Origin of the sequence: Streptomyces sp. NPDC093111 (genome assembly GCF_040683955.1) — a bacterium.
GTDB lineage: Bacteria > Actinomycetota > Actinomycetes > Streptomycetales > Streptomycetaceae > Streptomyces.
Map to the genome: position 1 here is coordinate 90,099 of NZ_JBFBNW010000013.1, position 14,296 is coordinate 104,394.

The following is a 14,296-nucleotide window of genomic DNA, read 5'->3' on the forward strand; positions in this document are numbered from 1 at the left end:
ACACGCGAGACGAAGGCGAAGACGAGCGAGACATGGACACCGAGAACACCCCGACGCCCGCGCCCACTGCCACCGACACAGGCGCCTGCGCCGCAGCCGGCGCCACCGCTGCCATCGCCACCAGCGCGATCGCCGACCTCGTGCTCGGAGCGATCGAGCTGGAGCGTACGGCGAACGGTCTGCTGCCGCACCGGCTCCCCGCCCGGGCCCGCGCCCAGAACACCGACCCCCAGCTGGCCATGGCCGAGGCACAACCCTCCGGCGTCCGGCTGGCGTTCCGCACCCGGGCGACCCGCGTCGAGCTGGACACGCTGCCCACCAAGCGCGTCTACCCCGGGGCTCCCCCGCGCCCCGACGGCCTGTACGAGCTGTACGTCGACGGGCGGCCGGTCGCGAGCGGCGTCGCCCACGGCGGCAACGTGATGACCGTCGACCTGGCCACCGGCCGGTCGCGGACCGAACCCGGACCGGTGGCGACCTTGCGCTTCGCGGATCTCCCGGACGCCGACAAGGTCGTGGAGATCTGGCTCCCGCACAACGAGACCACCGAGCTGGTCGCCCTGCGGACGGACGCCCCCGTCACGCCGCTCGGCGCCGGAGGGCGCCGTGTATGGCTGCACCACGGCAGCTCGATCAGCCACGGTTCCGATGCCGCCGGCCCGAGCACGACCTGGCCCGCCCTCGCCTCCCGCCTCGGTGGCGTGAGCCTGGTGAACCTGGGTTTCGGCGGCAGCGCGCTGCTCGATCCCTTCACCGCCCGTGCCCTCCGGGACACACCCGCCGACCTGATCAGCCTCAAGATCGGCATCAATCTCGTCAACACCGACCTGCTGCGGCTCCGCGCCTTCGGGCCCGCGGTGCACGGCTTCCTCGACACCATCCGCGAGGGCCACCCGACGACGCCGCTGCTCGTCGTGTCCCCCATCCAGTGCCCGATCCACGAGGACACTCCCGGCCCTACCCTCCCGGACACCTCCGCGCTCAGCTCCGGCCGGCTCTCCTTCCTTGCGGCCGGCGACCCAGCGGAGACGGCCACCGGCAAGCTCACGCTGAACACCGTACGAACGGAACTGGCCCGCGTCATCGCCCAGCGGTCCGCCGACGATCCCCACCTCTTCCACCTCGACGGCAGACACCTCTACGGCCCGTCCGACGCCGACTCCCTCCCGCTCCCGGACAACCTGCATCCCGACGCCCCCACCCACCGTCTGATGGGCGAACGCTTCGCGCGGTACGCCTTCGCGCAGGAGGGGCCCTTCGCTCCGTAGACCCCAGAGACACCGGAGACTTCGGAGACCCCGGAAGAAGACTGCCGCCATTCGGACACGGCCTGACGTGCTCGGCAGCCCGCCGCGGAAGGTTGATGGAGGAAACCCCTTGCGCAATGGTCAAGAACTGTTGACCATTGGGGGCATGCCTACCGACGATCTTCCCGAGACGTTTCACGTCACCACGGACGAGCAGCTGCGCGCCGTCTCCAATCTCACGCGCCACCGGATCATGGCCGTACTGCGCTTCGAGCCCTCGACGATCACTCAGATCGCCGAGCGGGTCGGCCTCGCGAAGGGAAGTTCCAGCTACCACGTGCGGCTGCTGGAGCGTGCCGGGCTGGTGAAGGTCGTACGGACCCGGAAGGTCCGGGGGGTCACCGAGCGGTACTACGCCATGGCCGCGCGGTCGATCACGCTGCCGGATCCGGGCGAGGGGGGCCCGGACATGCTGATGCGGCATGCGGTGGCGGACCTGGAGGCGTCGCCGGTGGATGCCGAGCGGCACGTGGGGATGGCGCATCTGCGGCTCACCGAGGAGCAGTTCGCACAGCTGGGGGCGCGACTGGAGGCTCTCGCGAACGAGTACCGGCAGCTGTCCGACCCGTCGCTGCCGGACGCGTCGTTCGTCTTCGCACTGTTCCACCCGACTCAGGGCCGGCAGGCCGAAGGGGGCGCCAAGTGAAGCAGGGTACCGAGAAGTTGCCGGCCGGCTTCGGGCGGCTGTGGACCGCGCAGACGGTGTCCGCGCTCGGTGACGGGGTGTCGCACGCCGCGCTGCCGTTGCTCGCGCTGACGCTGACGCGGGATCCGATGGCGCTCGCCGTCGTCACCGCCGCCGGAACGCTCCCGTGGCTGCTGTTCGGGGTGCTCGGCGGTGCGCTGGTGGACCGCTGGGACCGCCGGCGCACGATGTGGGTCACCGACGCGGCGCGCGCGTTGCTGCTCGCGATACCCGCGGCGGCGGCCGTGCTCGACATGCTGAGCATTCCGCTGCTCGCGGCCGTCGCCTTCCTCCTCGGAGTCGGCGGACTCTTCTTCGACACGGCCGCCACGGCCTACCTGCCGGACCTGCTCCGCCGCGACCCGGCACTCCTGGAGCGCGCCAACTCCCGTCTGCGCGGCGCCCAGACCGCCGCGTCCGGCTTCGCGGGGCCGCCTGCGGGCAGCGCCCTGCTGACGCTCGGGAGAGCGGTTCCGCTGATCGCCGACGCGGTGTCGTTCGCGGTCTCCGCACTGCTCGTACGGTCGCTGCCCGCCATGCCCCGGCCCGCGCCGGAGGCCCGCGAGTCGCTGCTCCGGCAGGCGCGGGCCGGCGCCTCGTACGTCTTCCGGGACCGGTTGCTGCTCGGGCTCGCGCTCCGCCCGGCGGTCGGCAACATCGCCTTCCTCGCCGTGGAGACCGTCCTCGCCCTCTTCGCGCACGACCGCCTCGGCATCGGCACCTTCGGCTTCGGCCTGCTCCTGACCGCGGAGGCGGTCGGCGGCCTGCTCGGGGCGGGCATCGCTTCCCGCCTCGGCCGGCGACTCGGCACCGGCACCGCGCTGACCTGCACAGCCGCCATCGAGGGACTCGCCATCCTGGGCCTCGCCAACGCCTCCGACCCGTACGTCGCCGGCTTCGCGCTCGCCGTCTGCGGAGCGGGCATGGGCGCCACGATGGTGCTCGCCCCCTCGCTGCGCCAGGCCATCGTCCCCGCCCACCTCATGGGCCGGGTGGCCTCCACCTCCCGCATGCTCGCCATGTGCGCCGCCCCCATCGGCGCCTTCCTCGGCGGCTGGCTGGCCACCACGTACGACATTCGCACCCCGCTCTACGCCGCCGCCGGCCTCCTCCTCGCCATGACGGCCGTCACCTCGACCATGACCACCAACCGCCGGGTCGAAGCAGCCCTGCGCGCCGCCGCACCGGCGGAGGAACCGGACCGCTCGGAATCCGCGGACGCGGACCGGATCGCGGAGCCAGCCGCATAAAGCCTGTCTTCACAGCCCCCTCGCGGGGGTGCGGGCGCCGCCGAGGAAAGCCGCGAGCCCGTTGTCGAAGTCCATGGCGGACGAGACGAACAGGACGGTCCGGTCCGGTGCGACGTACACTTTGCCGCCCCCACGCCCGGCCTGTACGACGCACACGCCCGCGCCGTCCACCAGCTCGACGACCTTCACCGCCGCACCCGGTGCGAGACCGAGGAACGCCTTGCCGACCTCGGCCAGTTGTTCCGTACCGTCCCTCGGCGGCGGGGGCGGAGGAGCAGGCCGGTCGCTCATGAATGCCTTCAGGTCCCGGTCCTTGCAGCCGCACCCACCGGGCGGCCAGGCGCGCGAGCTCGCCGCCCCCTGCTCGGGGAAGCATGCCTCCTCGTTGCTGTGCACGTGGACCTGCCCCAGGCAAGGCGGGCCGCCGAACGCCGGCGGCCGGCACACGACTTCACGCCGGCAGTATGCACACCTCATGACTTCTCCTTCGCTTCTCGACCGTCGTCCCTCGGCCCTCGGCCGCTCCCACGCCGGGCAAGATCACTTCGAACACGGACCCTCGAATTCTCCTGCCGGTCGCCGCGATCGTTCCTGGGCGGCAAGACCCCCGCATCCGCCCCGCCCTGAAGGTCAGCGGGCGCCGAAGACCTGGGTCCAGTACGGACCGCCGGCGTCGTGGATGCCGATGCCGATCTCCTTGAAGTCGCAGTTGAGGATGTTCGCGCGGTGGCCGGGGCTGTTCATCCAGGAGTCCATGACCTGCTCCGGGCTGCTCTGGCCCATGGCGATGTTCTCGCCGTACGTGGACCAGGGGTAGCCCGCGGCAGTCACCCGTTCGCCGGGACCGGCGCCGTCGGGGTTGGTGTGATCGAAGAAGTCGCGGGCCGCCATGTCGTCGGAGTGCCCCTGGGCCGCCCTGGCGAGAGTGGCGTTGGAGGTCAGCGGGCTACAGCCGACCTTGGCGCGCTCGGCGTTGACGAGGGCGACGACCTGCTCGGCCGCCGAGGACTGGCCGGTGTTCTGCCGGGAGCCGCCGGTGGGGGTCGTCTTCGGCCGCTTGGCGGGCGGGGTGGCGGCGGGTGCGGTGGTCCGCTTGGGGGCGGGCGCCGCCGTGGTGGGGCGTGGGGCCTTGCTGGAGGTCGCCGTGGGCGACTTCGGTGCCCCGGGCGTGTGCGTCGCGGAAGCGGACGCGGACGCGGAGGGGGACGTCGCGGTGCTGGACGGCGAGGCCGTGAGGGTGCCGGGGTCGTTCGTCAGGGGGAGATCGAGGCCCGGGGCCGCGGCCCGGTTGGCTTCCAGCAGGTCCTCGTCACCGCCACGTCCGGCGTTCAGCGTGAACGCACCGCCGGTGACCGCGACGACCGCCAGGCCCGCCGCGACGACCACGCGGCGGCGGTTGCGCTCGTCGGTCTGACGACGACGCCGACGGTCGGCCCGGGTGCCACGTCGCCCAGCTGCGGCGACGGTGGCGGTCCGCTCCTCGGGGGCGGGGTACCCGGGCGTACCGGCAGCCGCACCGGCAGCGGCACCGGTGGGAACGGCCGTGAACGTCTCCGTCGGGGCGAGGGTTTCGGCCCCGGCCACGCCGGACGCGCCGAAACCGGCGTAGGCACCACCCGGCCCGCCCGCGCCCGCGCCGGTCGCCGCGTACGCCGGGGGTGTGCCGACGACGCCCGCCACGGAGAACCCGGTCGCGCAGTGCCCGCAACGGACCGTGTGCCCGGCCAGCTCGTCACGCCAGCCGGCGTCGGGATACCCGTCCCACGCGGCAGCCCGCTCATCGAGGGCGGGACAGCGCGGGGCGCGGGCCAGAGCGGTCGTGACCGAACGCGCCGCGTCCAGGCGCACCCGCACCTCGTCCAGGCGCAGCGCCAGTTGCTGCGGGGACCAGTGCAGCGCCGCCGCCGTCTCGAAGCGCCCCAGGAGGCCCTCCTGCTCCAGCGACCACAGGGCCGCCAGCACGGCATCCTGGATGTCGAGCCAGCAGGCAGCCGCGGAAGGACCGCCGACCGGGACGGCCTGGACCGGAACGCCCGCCGCGTGCGCGAGCGTGCTCGCCACGCCGATCCCGACGATCCAGGAGCGGAACGCGTCCGGCGACGGGAGGGTGCCCAGCGCGAACTCGGCACGGCCCAGCGTGTCCCGCACCACCGCGTGCACCGCGGCGTCCGAGCCGGGCCGGCCCTCCAGAGCACGGGCCGCGAGCGCGTGGACAAGGGGCCGGCAACCACCGATCAGCTGCTCCCGCGCCCAGGCATCCCCGTACTGCGCCGCCTGTATCAGCTCCGCATCCGTCAGCCGCTCAAAACCCGTCGTCCGCTGCACGCCGACCGCCCTTCCCTCGCCCCTTGTGGAGAACCCTGTGCACGGGAGAACCACCAACGGGACCTGGATAACGGAAAGACGCGAACCATCACTATGACCTGGGTCACATGCGTCCCCGCACTTGACGGCCACCTTCACCCGCTTGGCCGAGCGCACGGCTCGGCGCCGTCCCCCCGCCCTCCGTCCTTGATGCCGTGCCGATGCCGTGTCGGAGACGTTCCCGGGAGATGCCTGACCGCTGCCGCAGGTGCCGGGGGTGCGTACCGCGGCTAGTGTCGAGGAGCGCTCCGAGCAGCTGAGCAGGCGTTCCGTACCTGACGGGGTGGTCATGAGCGCCGGTCCCAACGGCGAGCGAGAAGGAGCGTGGTCGGTGTGGCTCGGAATCGTCGGCTGATCCTGAGTTCGCCGTCCAGAGTGTGGGGGCTGCTGTCCGCCGGCCATCGCTACGGGGAATGGGTCACCGGAACGCAGGAGGTCATCGCCACGGACTCAAACTGGCCCGAGGTAGGAGCGCGCCTGCAGGTCCGGGTCGGCGTCGGCCCTCTGGTCCTGGACGACATCTGTGTCGTACGCATCTGTGAGCCGCGACGCCGCTTGGAGCTGGAGGCGAAGGCGGGCCACTTCGGGGCCGCGCGGATCGCGATGAACCTGATCCCCTGGGGCGAGAACACCCTCTTCGTTCTCGACTGGCATCCCCTGCGGGGACCCGGCACCCGGATGCACGGGATGCCCGTGGACTACGTCGTCTCGATCCGCAACGGCATGATGCTGACGAAGCTGGCCCGGATCGCGGTGCGCGAGCACCACCACCGCGCCAGCGGTGGCCCCATCGGCGGCTTCTAGGATCTGCGACATGACCACAAGACTTGTCCAGATCAACATGAAGGCCCAGGACGACGCCGCGCTCGGCCGGTTCTGGGCGGAGGTGCTCGGCTGGGGCATCGACAGCGAGGCGCCCGGCGTCACCAACCTCGAACCCATCGGGTTCGCCTACCCCGACCCCGTGGCCGTCTGCATCGACATCGTCGCCTACCCCGAGCCCAAGACGGTGAAGAACCGGGTGCACCTCGATCTGGCCACCACCTCCCCCGCCCATCAGGCACAGCTCGTCGCGCGCTTGCGGGATCTGGGCGCGACGCTCGCCGACGTGGGTCAGGGCGACGTCCCGTGGACGGTGATGGCCGACCCGGAGGGCAACGAGTTCTGCGTCCTGGAGCCGCGCCCGGTCTACCAGGACACCGGGCCGATCGCCGCGGTCGTCGTCGACTGCGCCGACCCACGGGGGATGGCCGGCTTCTGGGACCAGGCGATGGACTGGACGCTGCGCGAGGTGACCGACACCCACGCGGCCATGCGATCCGCGAAGGGCGTCGGCCCCTACCTGGAGTTCGTGCGTACCCCTGACGCCAAGAGCGTGTGGAACCGCGTCCACCTCGACGTCCGCCCCTACTCCGGCGACGACCTCGAAGCGGAAGAGGCCCGGCTGCGCGCCCTGGGCGCCACCGACCCCGGAATCGATCAGGCCGCCATCTCCTGGACGGTCCTGGCCGACCCGGAAGGCAACGAGTTCTGCCTCCTCGCCCCCCGCTGAACGAGCGGCGCGCCGGGCGCGCAGGGGCACGGGCAGGAGATCAGCTCGGTACGGGGCGGGTGCCGCGTGAGGCGCGTGCGCCGTGTCCGGGGTGTGCGCGCCGGCCCGGTGCCGTGGTGAGCCAGCACAGGCCGGCGCACAGGAAGGCCGCTGCCGCGAAGACCAGCGACTGAGTGACCGAGTCGTCCCGCGCGCCGGCGACGAGGGCGCCCGCCGCGGCCAGTGCCAGGGCGACCGCCGGCAGCACGCGGGGGTGCGGGTCGGCGCTCGGGGCGTCGGGCGTGCGCAGCAGCCGGGTCGCGAGGACGTAGCAGGCGCAGGCCAGCAGTGTGGAGCCCAGGACGTCGCTGGGCCGGTGGTGGTAGGTGGCCTGGACGGCGGCGGCGGTGACGGCGAGCCACAGCACGCCGACGGCGGTGACGTAAGGGCGGAGGCGGGGAGAGGCGATGAGGGTGGCGCCGAGGACGAGCCCGGCGGGGACCGCCACGTGTCCGCTGGGGAAGCTGGCCTCGGTCAGCGAGACCTCCGCGTCCACGAGATCGGGACGGGGCAGGAGCAGCCTGGTGAGCTCCTTGGACGCGATCGTGCCGACGACGACGCCGACGGCCGCGGCTCCTTGCCACCACCGTCTGCGCACCAGAGCAACGCCCGCGATCACAGCGATGCCCACGAGCAGGGTGGGCATCGCTGTGTGCTCCAGGGGCGGCAGGGCCGAGGACTGGTAGGCCGCCCCGGACCAGTCGTATATCCACGCCGGGCCCGCGCCGTCTCCGGTGATCAGGCCGTTCTCCGCGCGTTGCCCGAACGGGGTGCAGACGGCGAGCAGGTAGACCGTCAGGAACGCCAGGAGGCAGAGCGGAGCGGAGATGTGCAGGCGGGGTATCCGGGCAGGGCGGGGGCCGACTCCGGGGCCAGGGCCAGGGCCGAGGTCAGGTCCGGGGCCGGGGCCGTTCCGTCGGGTGGAGACGGTGGTCGAGGGATCTTGCTGAGTCATCGGTTCTCTGTCTTCGTTGGCGAGCGGCGGAGTCACGCGTCGCGTCAGGCACGGGTTCGGGCGGGTCGGTCCCGGTCGGACCACCGGGTTCCGCTCCTACCCGAGGAGCGCCCGGTGTTGCCGGCGTTGGGCGGTGATCGCCAGGACCGGGAGGGGAGCGACGAGGAGGACGAGGACGACCAGGTCCGGCAGGGACTGCATGAACCAGTTCGGCTGGACGACGATCGCCTGTATCCGGATGAACGCGAACGCGGCGACCGGGATCAGCCAACGGCGGTCGCCGGTGGCGGCCGTGGCCACCCACGCGCCGATGAGCGCGGCGACCTCGACGGCGAACAAACCACGTTGGAAGGCCGGGCTGACGGAGATGACGTGGAGGGACCCGGCCACGAACATGGCAAGGACGACGGGGAGCAGCCGACGGTACGAGTGGCGGCGCAGCCGGCCGGGGCGGCAGGCCGTCAGCACGGCGCACGCGGTGCACAGTGCCGCGGACAGCACCAGGTCCCGGGCGGTGATCGGGGCGCCGAGACCGTAGTAGCCGAGGCCCACCTTCCCCTCGTCACCGAAGAACGGACTGCTGTCGTACGTGGCGCCGGCGTAGATCATCGCCGCCGCGGCCGGCAGGGCGATCCACGCCTTGCCGCGCAGCAGGGCGACCAGGCAGACCAGCGGAAGCAGTCCGTAGGGCAGGAGCCGCGTCCGGGTGTCGGGGCCTTGGGCCCACGGGTACCAGCCGGAGAAGTCGAAGGCGATGGCGTGCCGGCCGGGGTCGATGTGCAGGGCCCAGTGCCACACGTCCTGGAGGTACGGCACGAGTGCCAGCGCCGCCAGGACGAGCGCGGTGAGGTGGATGCCGTCCAGCCACCACGGCCGGGCCGGGTCGTCCGCGACGGCGCGGGCGCGGGCCTGCGCCCCGGCCCGCAGTACGGCGACGACCTCCCGCGGCGGGGGCCAGGAACGGCCGGGGTACGCGTCGGAGAGGCAGTCCAGCAACTCCCTTCCCTGCCGGGAGCGGTAGGGCTCGGGGTAGGCGGCGAGCAGCAGGCGGTTCATGCCGGGGCCGCCCCGACATCGCGGGTACGGCCGAGGACGACGGCCGCGGCCTGCCGCATCCGCAGCGCCTCCCGGCCGAGGGCCTGGGTGCCGTCCTCGGTGATCCGGTAGTAGCGGCGAGCCCGCCCGTCCACGATCTCCTCGTCGCCGGCGGCCACCAGCCCGGCCCGCTCCATGCGGTCCAGGGCGCCGTAGAGCGTACCGACGGCGATCCGGAGCCGCCCTTCGGTGGCCTGCTCGGCGGCCTTGATGATGCCGTAGCCGTGCAGCGGCCCGTCCATGAGCGCGGCGAGGATGAAGTACTGCGGTTCCGTCAGGGACGGGCTCTGTCGTGTCATGAGCCGAGCATATATCGGGCTACGAAGTATATCGGCAGGCGACCCCACCTTCCGGGGGCGATGCGATGCAGTGGCGTGCGGTGCGGGTCGTACGGGCGAGGCCGCGAGGTGCGTCTCCGCCCCGCCCTCGGGGAGGGCGGGGCGGAGGGCTGGGATGGAGGTCAGCAGGGGCGGATGTGGAAGACGGGGGTCCAGGACGCGGTGCCCGAGCCCTTGGCTACGTGGGACCAGCGTTCGCTGCCGTCACTGTTGTAGAAGCGGGCGCGGGTGCCGGGGGTCTGGTTGTTGTTGAAGGTTCCGTCGCCGATGCCGTTGAAGTCGTAGTAGCCGCAGCGGTAGTAGTCGTAGTTGACGCCGCGCCCGTCGGTGATGCAGAGGTGTCCCTCGTTACAGGCCCGGGGTGCCTCGGGGGCCGCCAGGTCGCGGAGTCCGGGCTGCCCGGGTGCCGGGATCGTGGCGGTGCCGCCGGGGATGGAGAGGGTGTTCGCCGAGGTCTGGCGGGCCTGCGGGTCCTGGGCGAGCACGGCGTCGACCCGCCGCTGGAGCTGCCCGGCCTGCTCGTCGGTGAGGCCGGCGGCGCGTGCCTGCTCGGAGTAGGGCTGCTCGGTCGGGGCTGTCGGGGTCGAGGCGTGGGCGGACAGGGCGGGAGCTGCCATCAGGGCCGCGGCGGCGACCATCAGTCCTGCGGATCGGCGGAACGGAACGCGCTTCAAGGGGTTCTCCCAGCGTCGGCTGTGCACCTCGTTTCGAGGAGCAAGGCCACCCTTTCCACCCCGACATCCTTTCAATGGCCTCTGGCGAGGGTGCGCCACCCACGGTGACGATCGAGGGAGTCACTGCCCCCGCCCCCGCCCCCCGCCCCGCCGACTTCATGCCGACGCGTTCGCACCGGGCCATGCCTCGCGGTCCAGGAGGTCGAGGACGAGGGCGGCGATGTTCCACGCGTCGTCCTCGCCCCGATGGTGGCGCCCTTCCAGGGGCAGCCCCGCGATCGTCAGCGCACCCGCCATGCCGGGCCGCTTGCGCAGCCCGTACGCCTCCGTGAACACGGCCTTGGCGTTGGTGTGTCCGCGCTCCACCGGCCGCCCGAAGGGGTACGGCGTGCCGGTGGCCCGGCACTGGCGGTCGAACTGGTTGCGGTCGTAGTCGCCCCAGCTCGCCCACGGCCGCCGCCGGGCGTCGTACGCCTCCGCGAGCGTCGCGCACGCCTCTGCGAAGCCGACGCCCGAGGCCACCTCGGCCGGGGTCAGTCCGGTGAGCTCGGTACAGAAGGCGCTCACGTCGGAGCGGGCGGGTCGCACGAGGACGCGGTGCCGGGAGACTCGGCGACGGGCCGCCAGGTCGACGACCGTGAGCCCGATCTCGATGATCTCGCTGACCTGCCCGGGCGGGGGCTGCCCTTCCCAGCAGGTGGCCTCCACGTCGATGACGTTCAGTAGTGCTGATCCGCTGTCCATGGCGGCAGGCTAGGCAGGCGCGCGAGCCGGAGCATTCGAATTACCGCGCCCCCGCACGCTCACACCCGCACCCTCACCGTGACGGCGACCCCGTGCATGCGGGGAGGGGCTGCCGCGGCCCCGCTCCCCCGGCCGCATGGCGTGCCGGATGCCCCCGGTGTGCCCTCCAGGCCGACGTGGGCGAATTGAACTAGATTGCCCCGCTATGGGAAATGGTGACGGGATCACTCGTCGTTCGGTGCTGAAGGCCATCCCCGCCGTGGGGCTCGCGGTGGTGCCCGGCCACATCCTGGCCTCGCAGCAGGCCGTCGCCGCGGCTGCGGCCTTTCCGCAGCCTGCCGTCGCGGCCTCTCGGGGGAAGTCGGGAGTGCTGGAGCAGACGTTGGACGTCCGGTTGACCGAGGTCACCGTGCCGGGGTTCGGGCGGGTCACCACGCGTGCGTACAACGGGGCGGTTCCTGGGCCGACCCTGCGGCTGCGCGCGGGGCACACCATGCGGTTGACGCACGTCAACGGTCTGCCGCCCAACCCGCCCCACATGAGCCGCAGCAACACGCCGCACCACCCCAACAGCTTCAACGTGCACACCCACGGGCTGCACGTCTGTCCGTCCGGGGACGCCGACAACGTCCTGCGCACGTTCGCGCCGCGCACCTCGGACGAGGTCGCCGCCGGCGCCGTCGAGCCGCGATACGAGACGACCATCCACGTGCCGGCGGATCACCCAGCCGGCACCTACTGGTACCACCCGCACCTGCACGGGTCGATCGCCGAGCAGATCGCCGGCGGCATGGCGGGGGTCGTCATCGTCGAGGGGGACGTCGACGAGGTCCCCGAGATCAGGGCCGCCGCCGATCTCGTCGTGTGCGTCAACGAGCTCAAGGTCAAGGACGGCAGGATCCCCGCCTTCACCTCGGGCGGCTGGCTGGCCGGCGTCCCCTCCACCTTCACCGTCAACGGCGCCGTCAATCCCACCCTCCAGCTGCGCCCGGGTGAGGTGCAGCGGTGGCGGCTGGTCGCCGCGACCGCGTTCACCGCGCTGGGACTGAAGGTCAGCGGGGACGGCGGCACCCTGCGGCTGCACCAGATCGCCCAGGACGGGGTCACGTTCGCCAAGCCCGTCTCCCTGGACCGGATCGACCTGGCCATGGGCAACCGCGCCGACGTCCTGGTCCGGGGCGGTGCGCCCGGCCGTTACGAGCTGCGGACCGACCGGGCGGCCGGGCCGCTGATGACGATCGAGGTCGCGGGAGACCCCGTACAGCCGCCGATGGAACTCCCCGCCTCCCTACCGCCCGGCAGGCCGTTCCTCGACGAGAAGGACATCTCCAACCCCGGCGCCGACCGCGAGGTCGTCTTCCACGCCGACGCCGGCGTGTTCGAGGGGCCGTTCCCCAACGCCTTCCGCGTCCTGGGCAGCAACCCCACCCCCGCGGCCGATCCCCGCGGCGACCTCACCCGCGACCCGGCCTACGGCCTGTTCGACGAAGGCTTCACCAACCACACCCTGCGTCTCGGCGCGATCGAGCGATGGACCGTCCGCACCGACGAATCGCTGCCCCCGCACCACCACCCGTTCCACCTTCACACCAACCAGGTGCTGGTCACCCACCGCAACGGCCAACGGCTCGATCCGCCGGTCTGGCACGACACCATCGGCCTGGCCGGCGGGAAGCCCGGCGACTCCGTCACCTTCCTCGTCGCGTACGAGGACTTCACCGGACGTACCATCGCCCACTGCCACCAGCTCCAGCACGAGGACCTCGGCATGATGCAGACCGTCGAGTACGTCCGGGCGTGAACGACCGCCGCTCGGCTACTGCATGCGCCCGTCTCGCATGATCTGTCGCGCCACGGCCTGTGCCGCCCCGGCCAGTTCGCTCTCCACGGTGGCCGCGCGCGCTTCGTCCAGAACCACACGGGCCGTGCGGGGTTCGCTCGCGGCGATACGGCGGTAGCGCAGGTGGGTGGGCGGGTGAGTGGCGTCGACGGAATGGCCGCGTAGTTCGGCGACCTTGCGGAGGCGGGCGCGCTCGTGGTCGGGGACCGCCGCCATCCGCGTCGCGATCCGATCCCACAACCCGTCGGCCGGGTCCTCGCGCCGGGCTGCCGCCCCGCCGAGCCGGGTCCGGGCGGCGACGACCTCACGCTCCAGAGCGGTCACGGCGCCGTCGGCGCCGAGCAGGCCCTCCATCAGAGCGGCGGCGGCCGCCGGTCCGGCGGCGCGGGCGGCGGAGCTGTCGGCCAGGTACTCGGCGCGCTGGGAGGCGCGCAGCGTCACCTGGTCGAGCAGCAGCGTCAGTCCGTGGACGGCCCAGCGGGGCAGGGCCGTGACCACGTTCACGAGCTGGTCCATCAGGGTGTCGCCGTCGTTCGGCGCGAGCAGGTAGCTCCAGGTGTCCAGCGACCGCAGGGCACTGCCGACCCACAGGGACTGCCGCGTGTCGCCGTGCGCGTAGTGGCCGAACTCGTGGCCCAGCAGCGCGATCTTCTCCTGGCGTCCCAGGGTGGCCCACAGGCTCATCCCGAGTCGCAGTACGCGCCGCTGGCGGAGGCCGTACGTCCGCACGCTCGCGTTCGCCTCCGCGCCGACCACGACGGCGTCGACGCCGACGGTCCCGACCGCGCCCGCCACCTCGTCGAGCAGGGCGAAGAGCCCCGGAGCGTCGGCCCGTTCGAGGACGGGCGCGTCCCGCTTGACCTGGGCCAGACTGCCGAAGCGGGGCCGCAGTACGGCGGCGAGGCCGAGCGGGAGCAGCGCGAGTACGGGCTGGAGGCCCTCGCCCCAGCCCGCGATCAGGAGCCAGAGGCCGAGGGCCAAGAGCGCCACGGTGAACCCGTGCACGGCCGTGGCCAGGGCCACCGCCCATGCGCCCGAGGCACCGGGCCCGGGCGCGGCGGCCTCGTCGGGCTCGTGCGCGAGCTGCGCGAAGAGCTGCTCTCCGTACCGTTGCGCCATGCGCCGCCGCATCCGGTCGACCGTGCCGCCGTCCGCAGGCGCGGCGTCGCTCGGATCCGCGTTCCAGCCGCAGGCGGAGCACCACACCACGAACCGCCGGTCGACCGGCATCCGTTCACCGCACGCGGGGCACGCCTTCGCCTCGCCGCCCGCATGGCCGCCCTCATCGCCGCCGCGCCCCTGCCCCTGCTGCCCGATCGTCCCGGCCGTCCCGGCCGTCCCGGCCGTCCCGGCCGTCCCGGTCACCTCCGTCATTCCCCCACCCCTTGCACCCCTTGCACCCCTCGACAGCATGACCGGATCATGCCATCCGCCCCTACCCGTCACCGCCCAC

14 protein-coding genes are annotated in these 14,296 nt (G+C 72.8%); 6 read left to right on the plus strand and 8 right to left on the minus strand.

What is annotated here, in order from left to right:
- Positions 1–32: 32 nt before the first annotated feature.
- The 3 genes from AB0Q96_RS23460 (at position 33) to AB0Q96_RS23470 (ending at position 3,242) form a co-directional block, all read left to right on the plus strand.
- Complete coding sequence (locus AB0Q96_RS23460; protein WP_365328474.1) at positions 33–1,268, plus strand: SGNH/GDSL hydrolase family protein; 1,236 nt, start codon at positions 33–35, stop codon at positions 1,266–1,268.
- Between the two features lie 145 nt (positions 1,269–1,413).
- Positions 1,414–1,953 carry a helix-turn-helix domain-containing protein gene (locus AB0Q96_RS23465; protein WP_365328476.1) on the plus strand — a complete coding sequence of 180 codons (540 nt, stop codon included), beginning with the start codon at positions 1,414–1,416 and terminating at the stop codon, positions 1,951–1,953.
- 17 nt (positions 1,954–1,970) lie between these two features.
- A complete protein-coding gene (locus AB0Q96_RS23470) occupies positions 1,971–3,242 on the plus strand; it encodes an MFS transporter (protein ID WP_365328849.1) in 1,272 nt (423 codons plus the stop codon).
- A gap of 9 nt (positions 3,243–3,251) precedes the next feature.
- Here the strand turns inward: AB0Q96_RS23470 and AB0Q96_RS23475 are convergent, their stop codons facing one another.
- Both AB0Q96_RS23475 and AB0Q96_RS23480 read right to left on the minus strand, forming a co-directional pair.
- Positions 3,252–3,638: a hypothetical protein gene (locus AB0Q96_RS23475; protein WP_365328478.1), complete on the minus strand. Its 387-nt coding sequence runs from the start codon at positions 3,636–3,638 to the stop codon at positions 3,252–3,254.
- Positions 3,639–3,872: 234 nt separating this feature from the next.
- The gene (locus tag AB0Q96_RS23480; RefSeq protein ID WP_365328480.1) at positions 3,873–5,567 is read right to left on the minus strand and encodes a CAP domain-containing protein; all 1,695 of its coding nucleotides are present in this window, start codon (positions 5,565–5,567) and stop codon (positions 3,873–3,875) included.
- A gap of 372 nt (positions 5,568–5,939) precedes the next feature.
- Between AB0Q96_RS23480 and AB0Q96_RS23485 the strand changes: the two genes are divergently transcribed.
- Both AB0Q96_RS23485 and AB0Q96_RS23490 read left to right on the plus strand, forming a co-directional pair.
- On the plus strand, positions 5,940–6,410 hold the full coding sequence (locus AB0Q96_RS23485) for an SRPBCC family protein (protein WP_365328482.1): 471 nt from the start codon (positions 5,940–5,942) through the stop codon (positions 6,408–6,410).
- 10 nt (positions 6,411–6,420) lie between these two features.
- Positions 6,421–7,158, plus strand: coding sequence for a VOC family protein (locus AB0Q96_RS23490; RefSeq protein ID WP_365328484.1), 738 nt, complete (start codon positions 6,421–6,423; stop codon positions 7,156–7,158).
- A 40-nt stretch (positions 7,159–7,198) separates the two neighbouring features.
- On the opposite strand, the gene AB0Q96_RS23495 is transcribed toward AB0Q96_RS23490, so the two are convergent.
- The 5 genes from AB0Q96_RS23495 to AB0Q96_RS23515 all read right to left on the minus strand — a co-directional run bounded on the left by AB0Q96_RS23495 (position 7,199) and on the right by AB0Q96_RS23515 (position 11,003).
- Positions 7,199–8,152: a phosphatase PAP2 family protein gene (locus AB0Q96_RS23495; RefSeq protein ID WP_365328486.1), complete on the minus strand. Its 954-nt coding sequence runs from the start codon at positions 8,150–8,152 to the stop codon at positions 7,199–7,201.
- A gap of 96 nt (positions 8,153–8,248) precedes the next feature.
- Positions 8,249–9,208, minus strand: a complete 960-nt coding sequence (locus tag AB0Q96_RS23500) for a hypothetical protein (protein WP_365328489.1) — start codon at positions 9,206–9,208, stop codon at positions 8,249–8,251.
- On the minus strand, positions 9,205–9,546 hold the full coding sequence (locus tag AB0Q96_RS23505) for a PadR family transcriptional regulator (protein ID WP_365328491.1): 342 nt from the start codon (positions 9,544–9,546) through the stop codon (positions 9,205–9,207). Before AB0Q96_RS23505 ends, AB0Q96_RS23500 begins: the two co-directional genes overlap by 4 nt.
- A 161-nt stretch (positions 9,547–9,707) precedes the next feature.
- Positions 9,708–10,259, minus strand: coding sequence for a hypothetical protein (locus AB0Q96_RS23510; RefSeq protein WP_365328493.1), 552 nt, complete (start codon positions 10,257–10,259; stop codon positions 9,708–9,710).
- Between the two features lie 156 nt (positions 10,260–10,415).
- Entirely contained in the window at positions 10,416–11,003 is a 588-nt protein-coding gene (locus tag AB0Q96_RS23515) for a 3'-5' exonuclease (RefSeq protein WP_365328496.1), read from the minus strand.
- Between the two features lie 205 nt (positions 11,004–11,208).
- Here AB0Q96_RS23515 and AB0Q96_RS23520 point away from each other — a divergent pair, with 205 nt between their 5' ends.
- Positions 11,209–12,804 carry a multicopper oxidase domain-containing protein gene (locus AB0Q96_RS23520; protein WP_365328498.1) on the plus strand — a complete coding sequence of 532 codons (1,596 nt, stop codon included), beginning with the start codon at positions 11,209–11,211 and terminating at the stop codon, positions 12,802–12,804.
- Between the two features lie 15 nt (positions 12,805–12,819).
- Here AB0Q96_RS23520 and AB0Q96_RS23525 read toward each other — a convergent pair whose 3' ends face one another.
- A complete protein-coding gene (locus AB0Q96_RS23525) occupies positions 12,820–14,217 on the minus strand; it encodes a M48 family metallopeptidase (protein WP_365328500.1) in 1,398 nt (465 codons plus the stop codon).
- Positions 14,218–14,296 lie beyond the last annotated feature (79 nt).

Bases quoted from the DNA above. Each gene is read 5' to 3' on its own strand.
- AB0Q96_RS23460 (WP_365328474.1), top strand. From the start codon at position 33: ATGGACACCGAGAACACCCCGACGCCCGCGCCCACTGCCACCGACACA.
- AB0Q96_RS23465 (WP_365328476.1), top strand. From the start codon at position 1,414: ATGCCTACCGACGATCTTCCCGAGACGTTTCACGTCACCACGGACGAG.
- AB0Q96_RS23490 (WP_365328484.1), top strand. From the start codon at position 6,421: ATGACCACAAGACTTGTCCAGATCAACATGAAGGCCCAGGACGACGCC.
- AB0Q96_RS23495 (WP_365328486.1), bottom strand. From the start codon at position 8,152: ATGACTCAGCAAGATCCCTCGACCACCGTCTCCACCCGACGGAACGGC.
- AB0Q96_RS23500 (WP_365328489.1), bottom strand. From the start codon at position 9,208: ATGAACCGCCTGCTGCTCGCCGCCTACCCCGAGCCCTACCGCTCCCGG.
- AB0Q96_RS23505 (WP_365328491.1), bottom strand. From the start codon at position 9,546: ATGACACGACAGAGCCCGTCCCTGACGGAACCGCAGTACTTCATCCTC.
- AB0Q96_RS23515 (WP_365328496.1), bottom strand. From the start codon at position 11,003: ATGGACAGCGGATCAGCACTACTGAACGTCATCGACGTGGAGGCCACC.
- AB0Q96_RS23520 (WP_365328498.1), top strand. From the start codon at position 11,209: ATGGGAAATGGTGACGGGATCACTCGTCGTTCGGTGCTGAAGGCCATC.
- AB0Q96_RS23525 (WP_365328500.1), bottom strand. From the start codon at position 14,217: ATGACGGAGGTGACCGGGACGGCCGGGACGGCCGGGACGGCCGGGACG.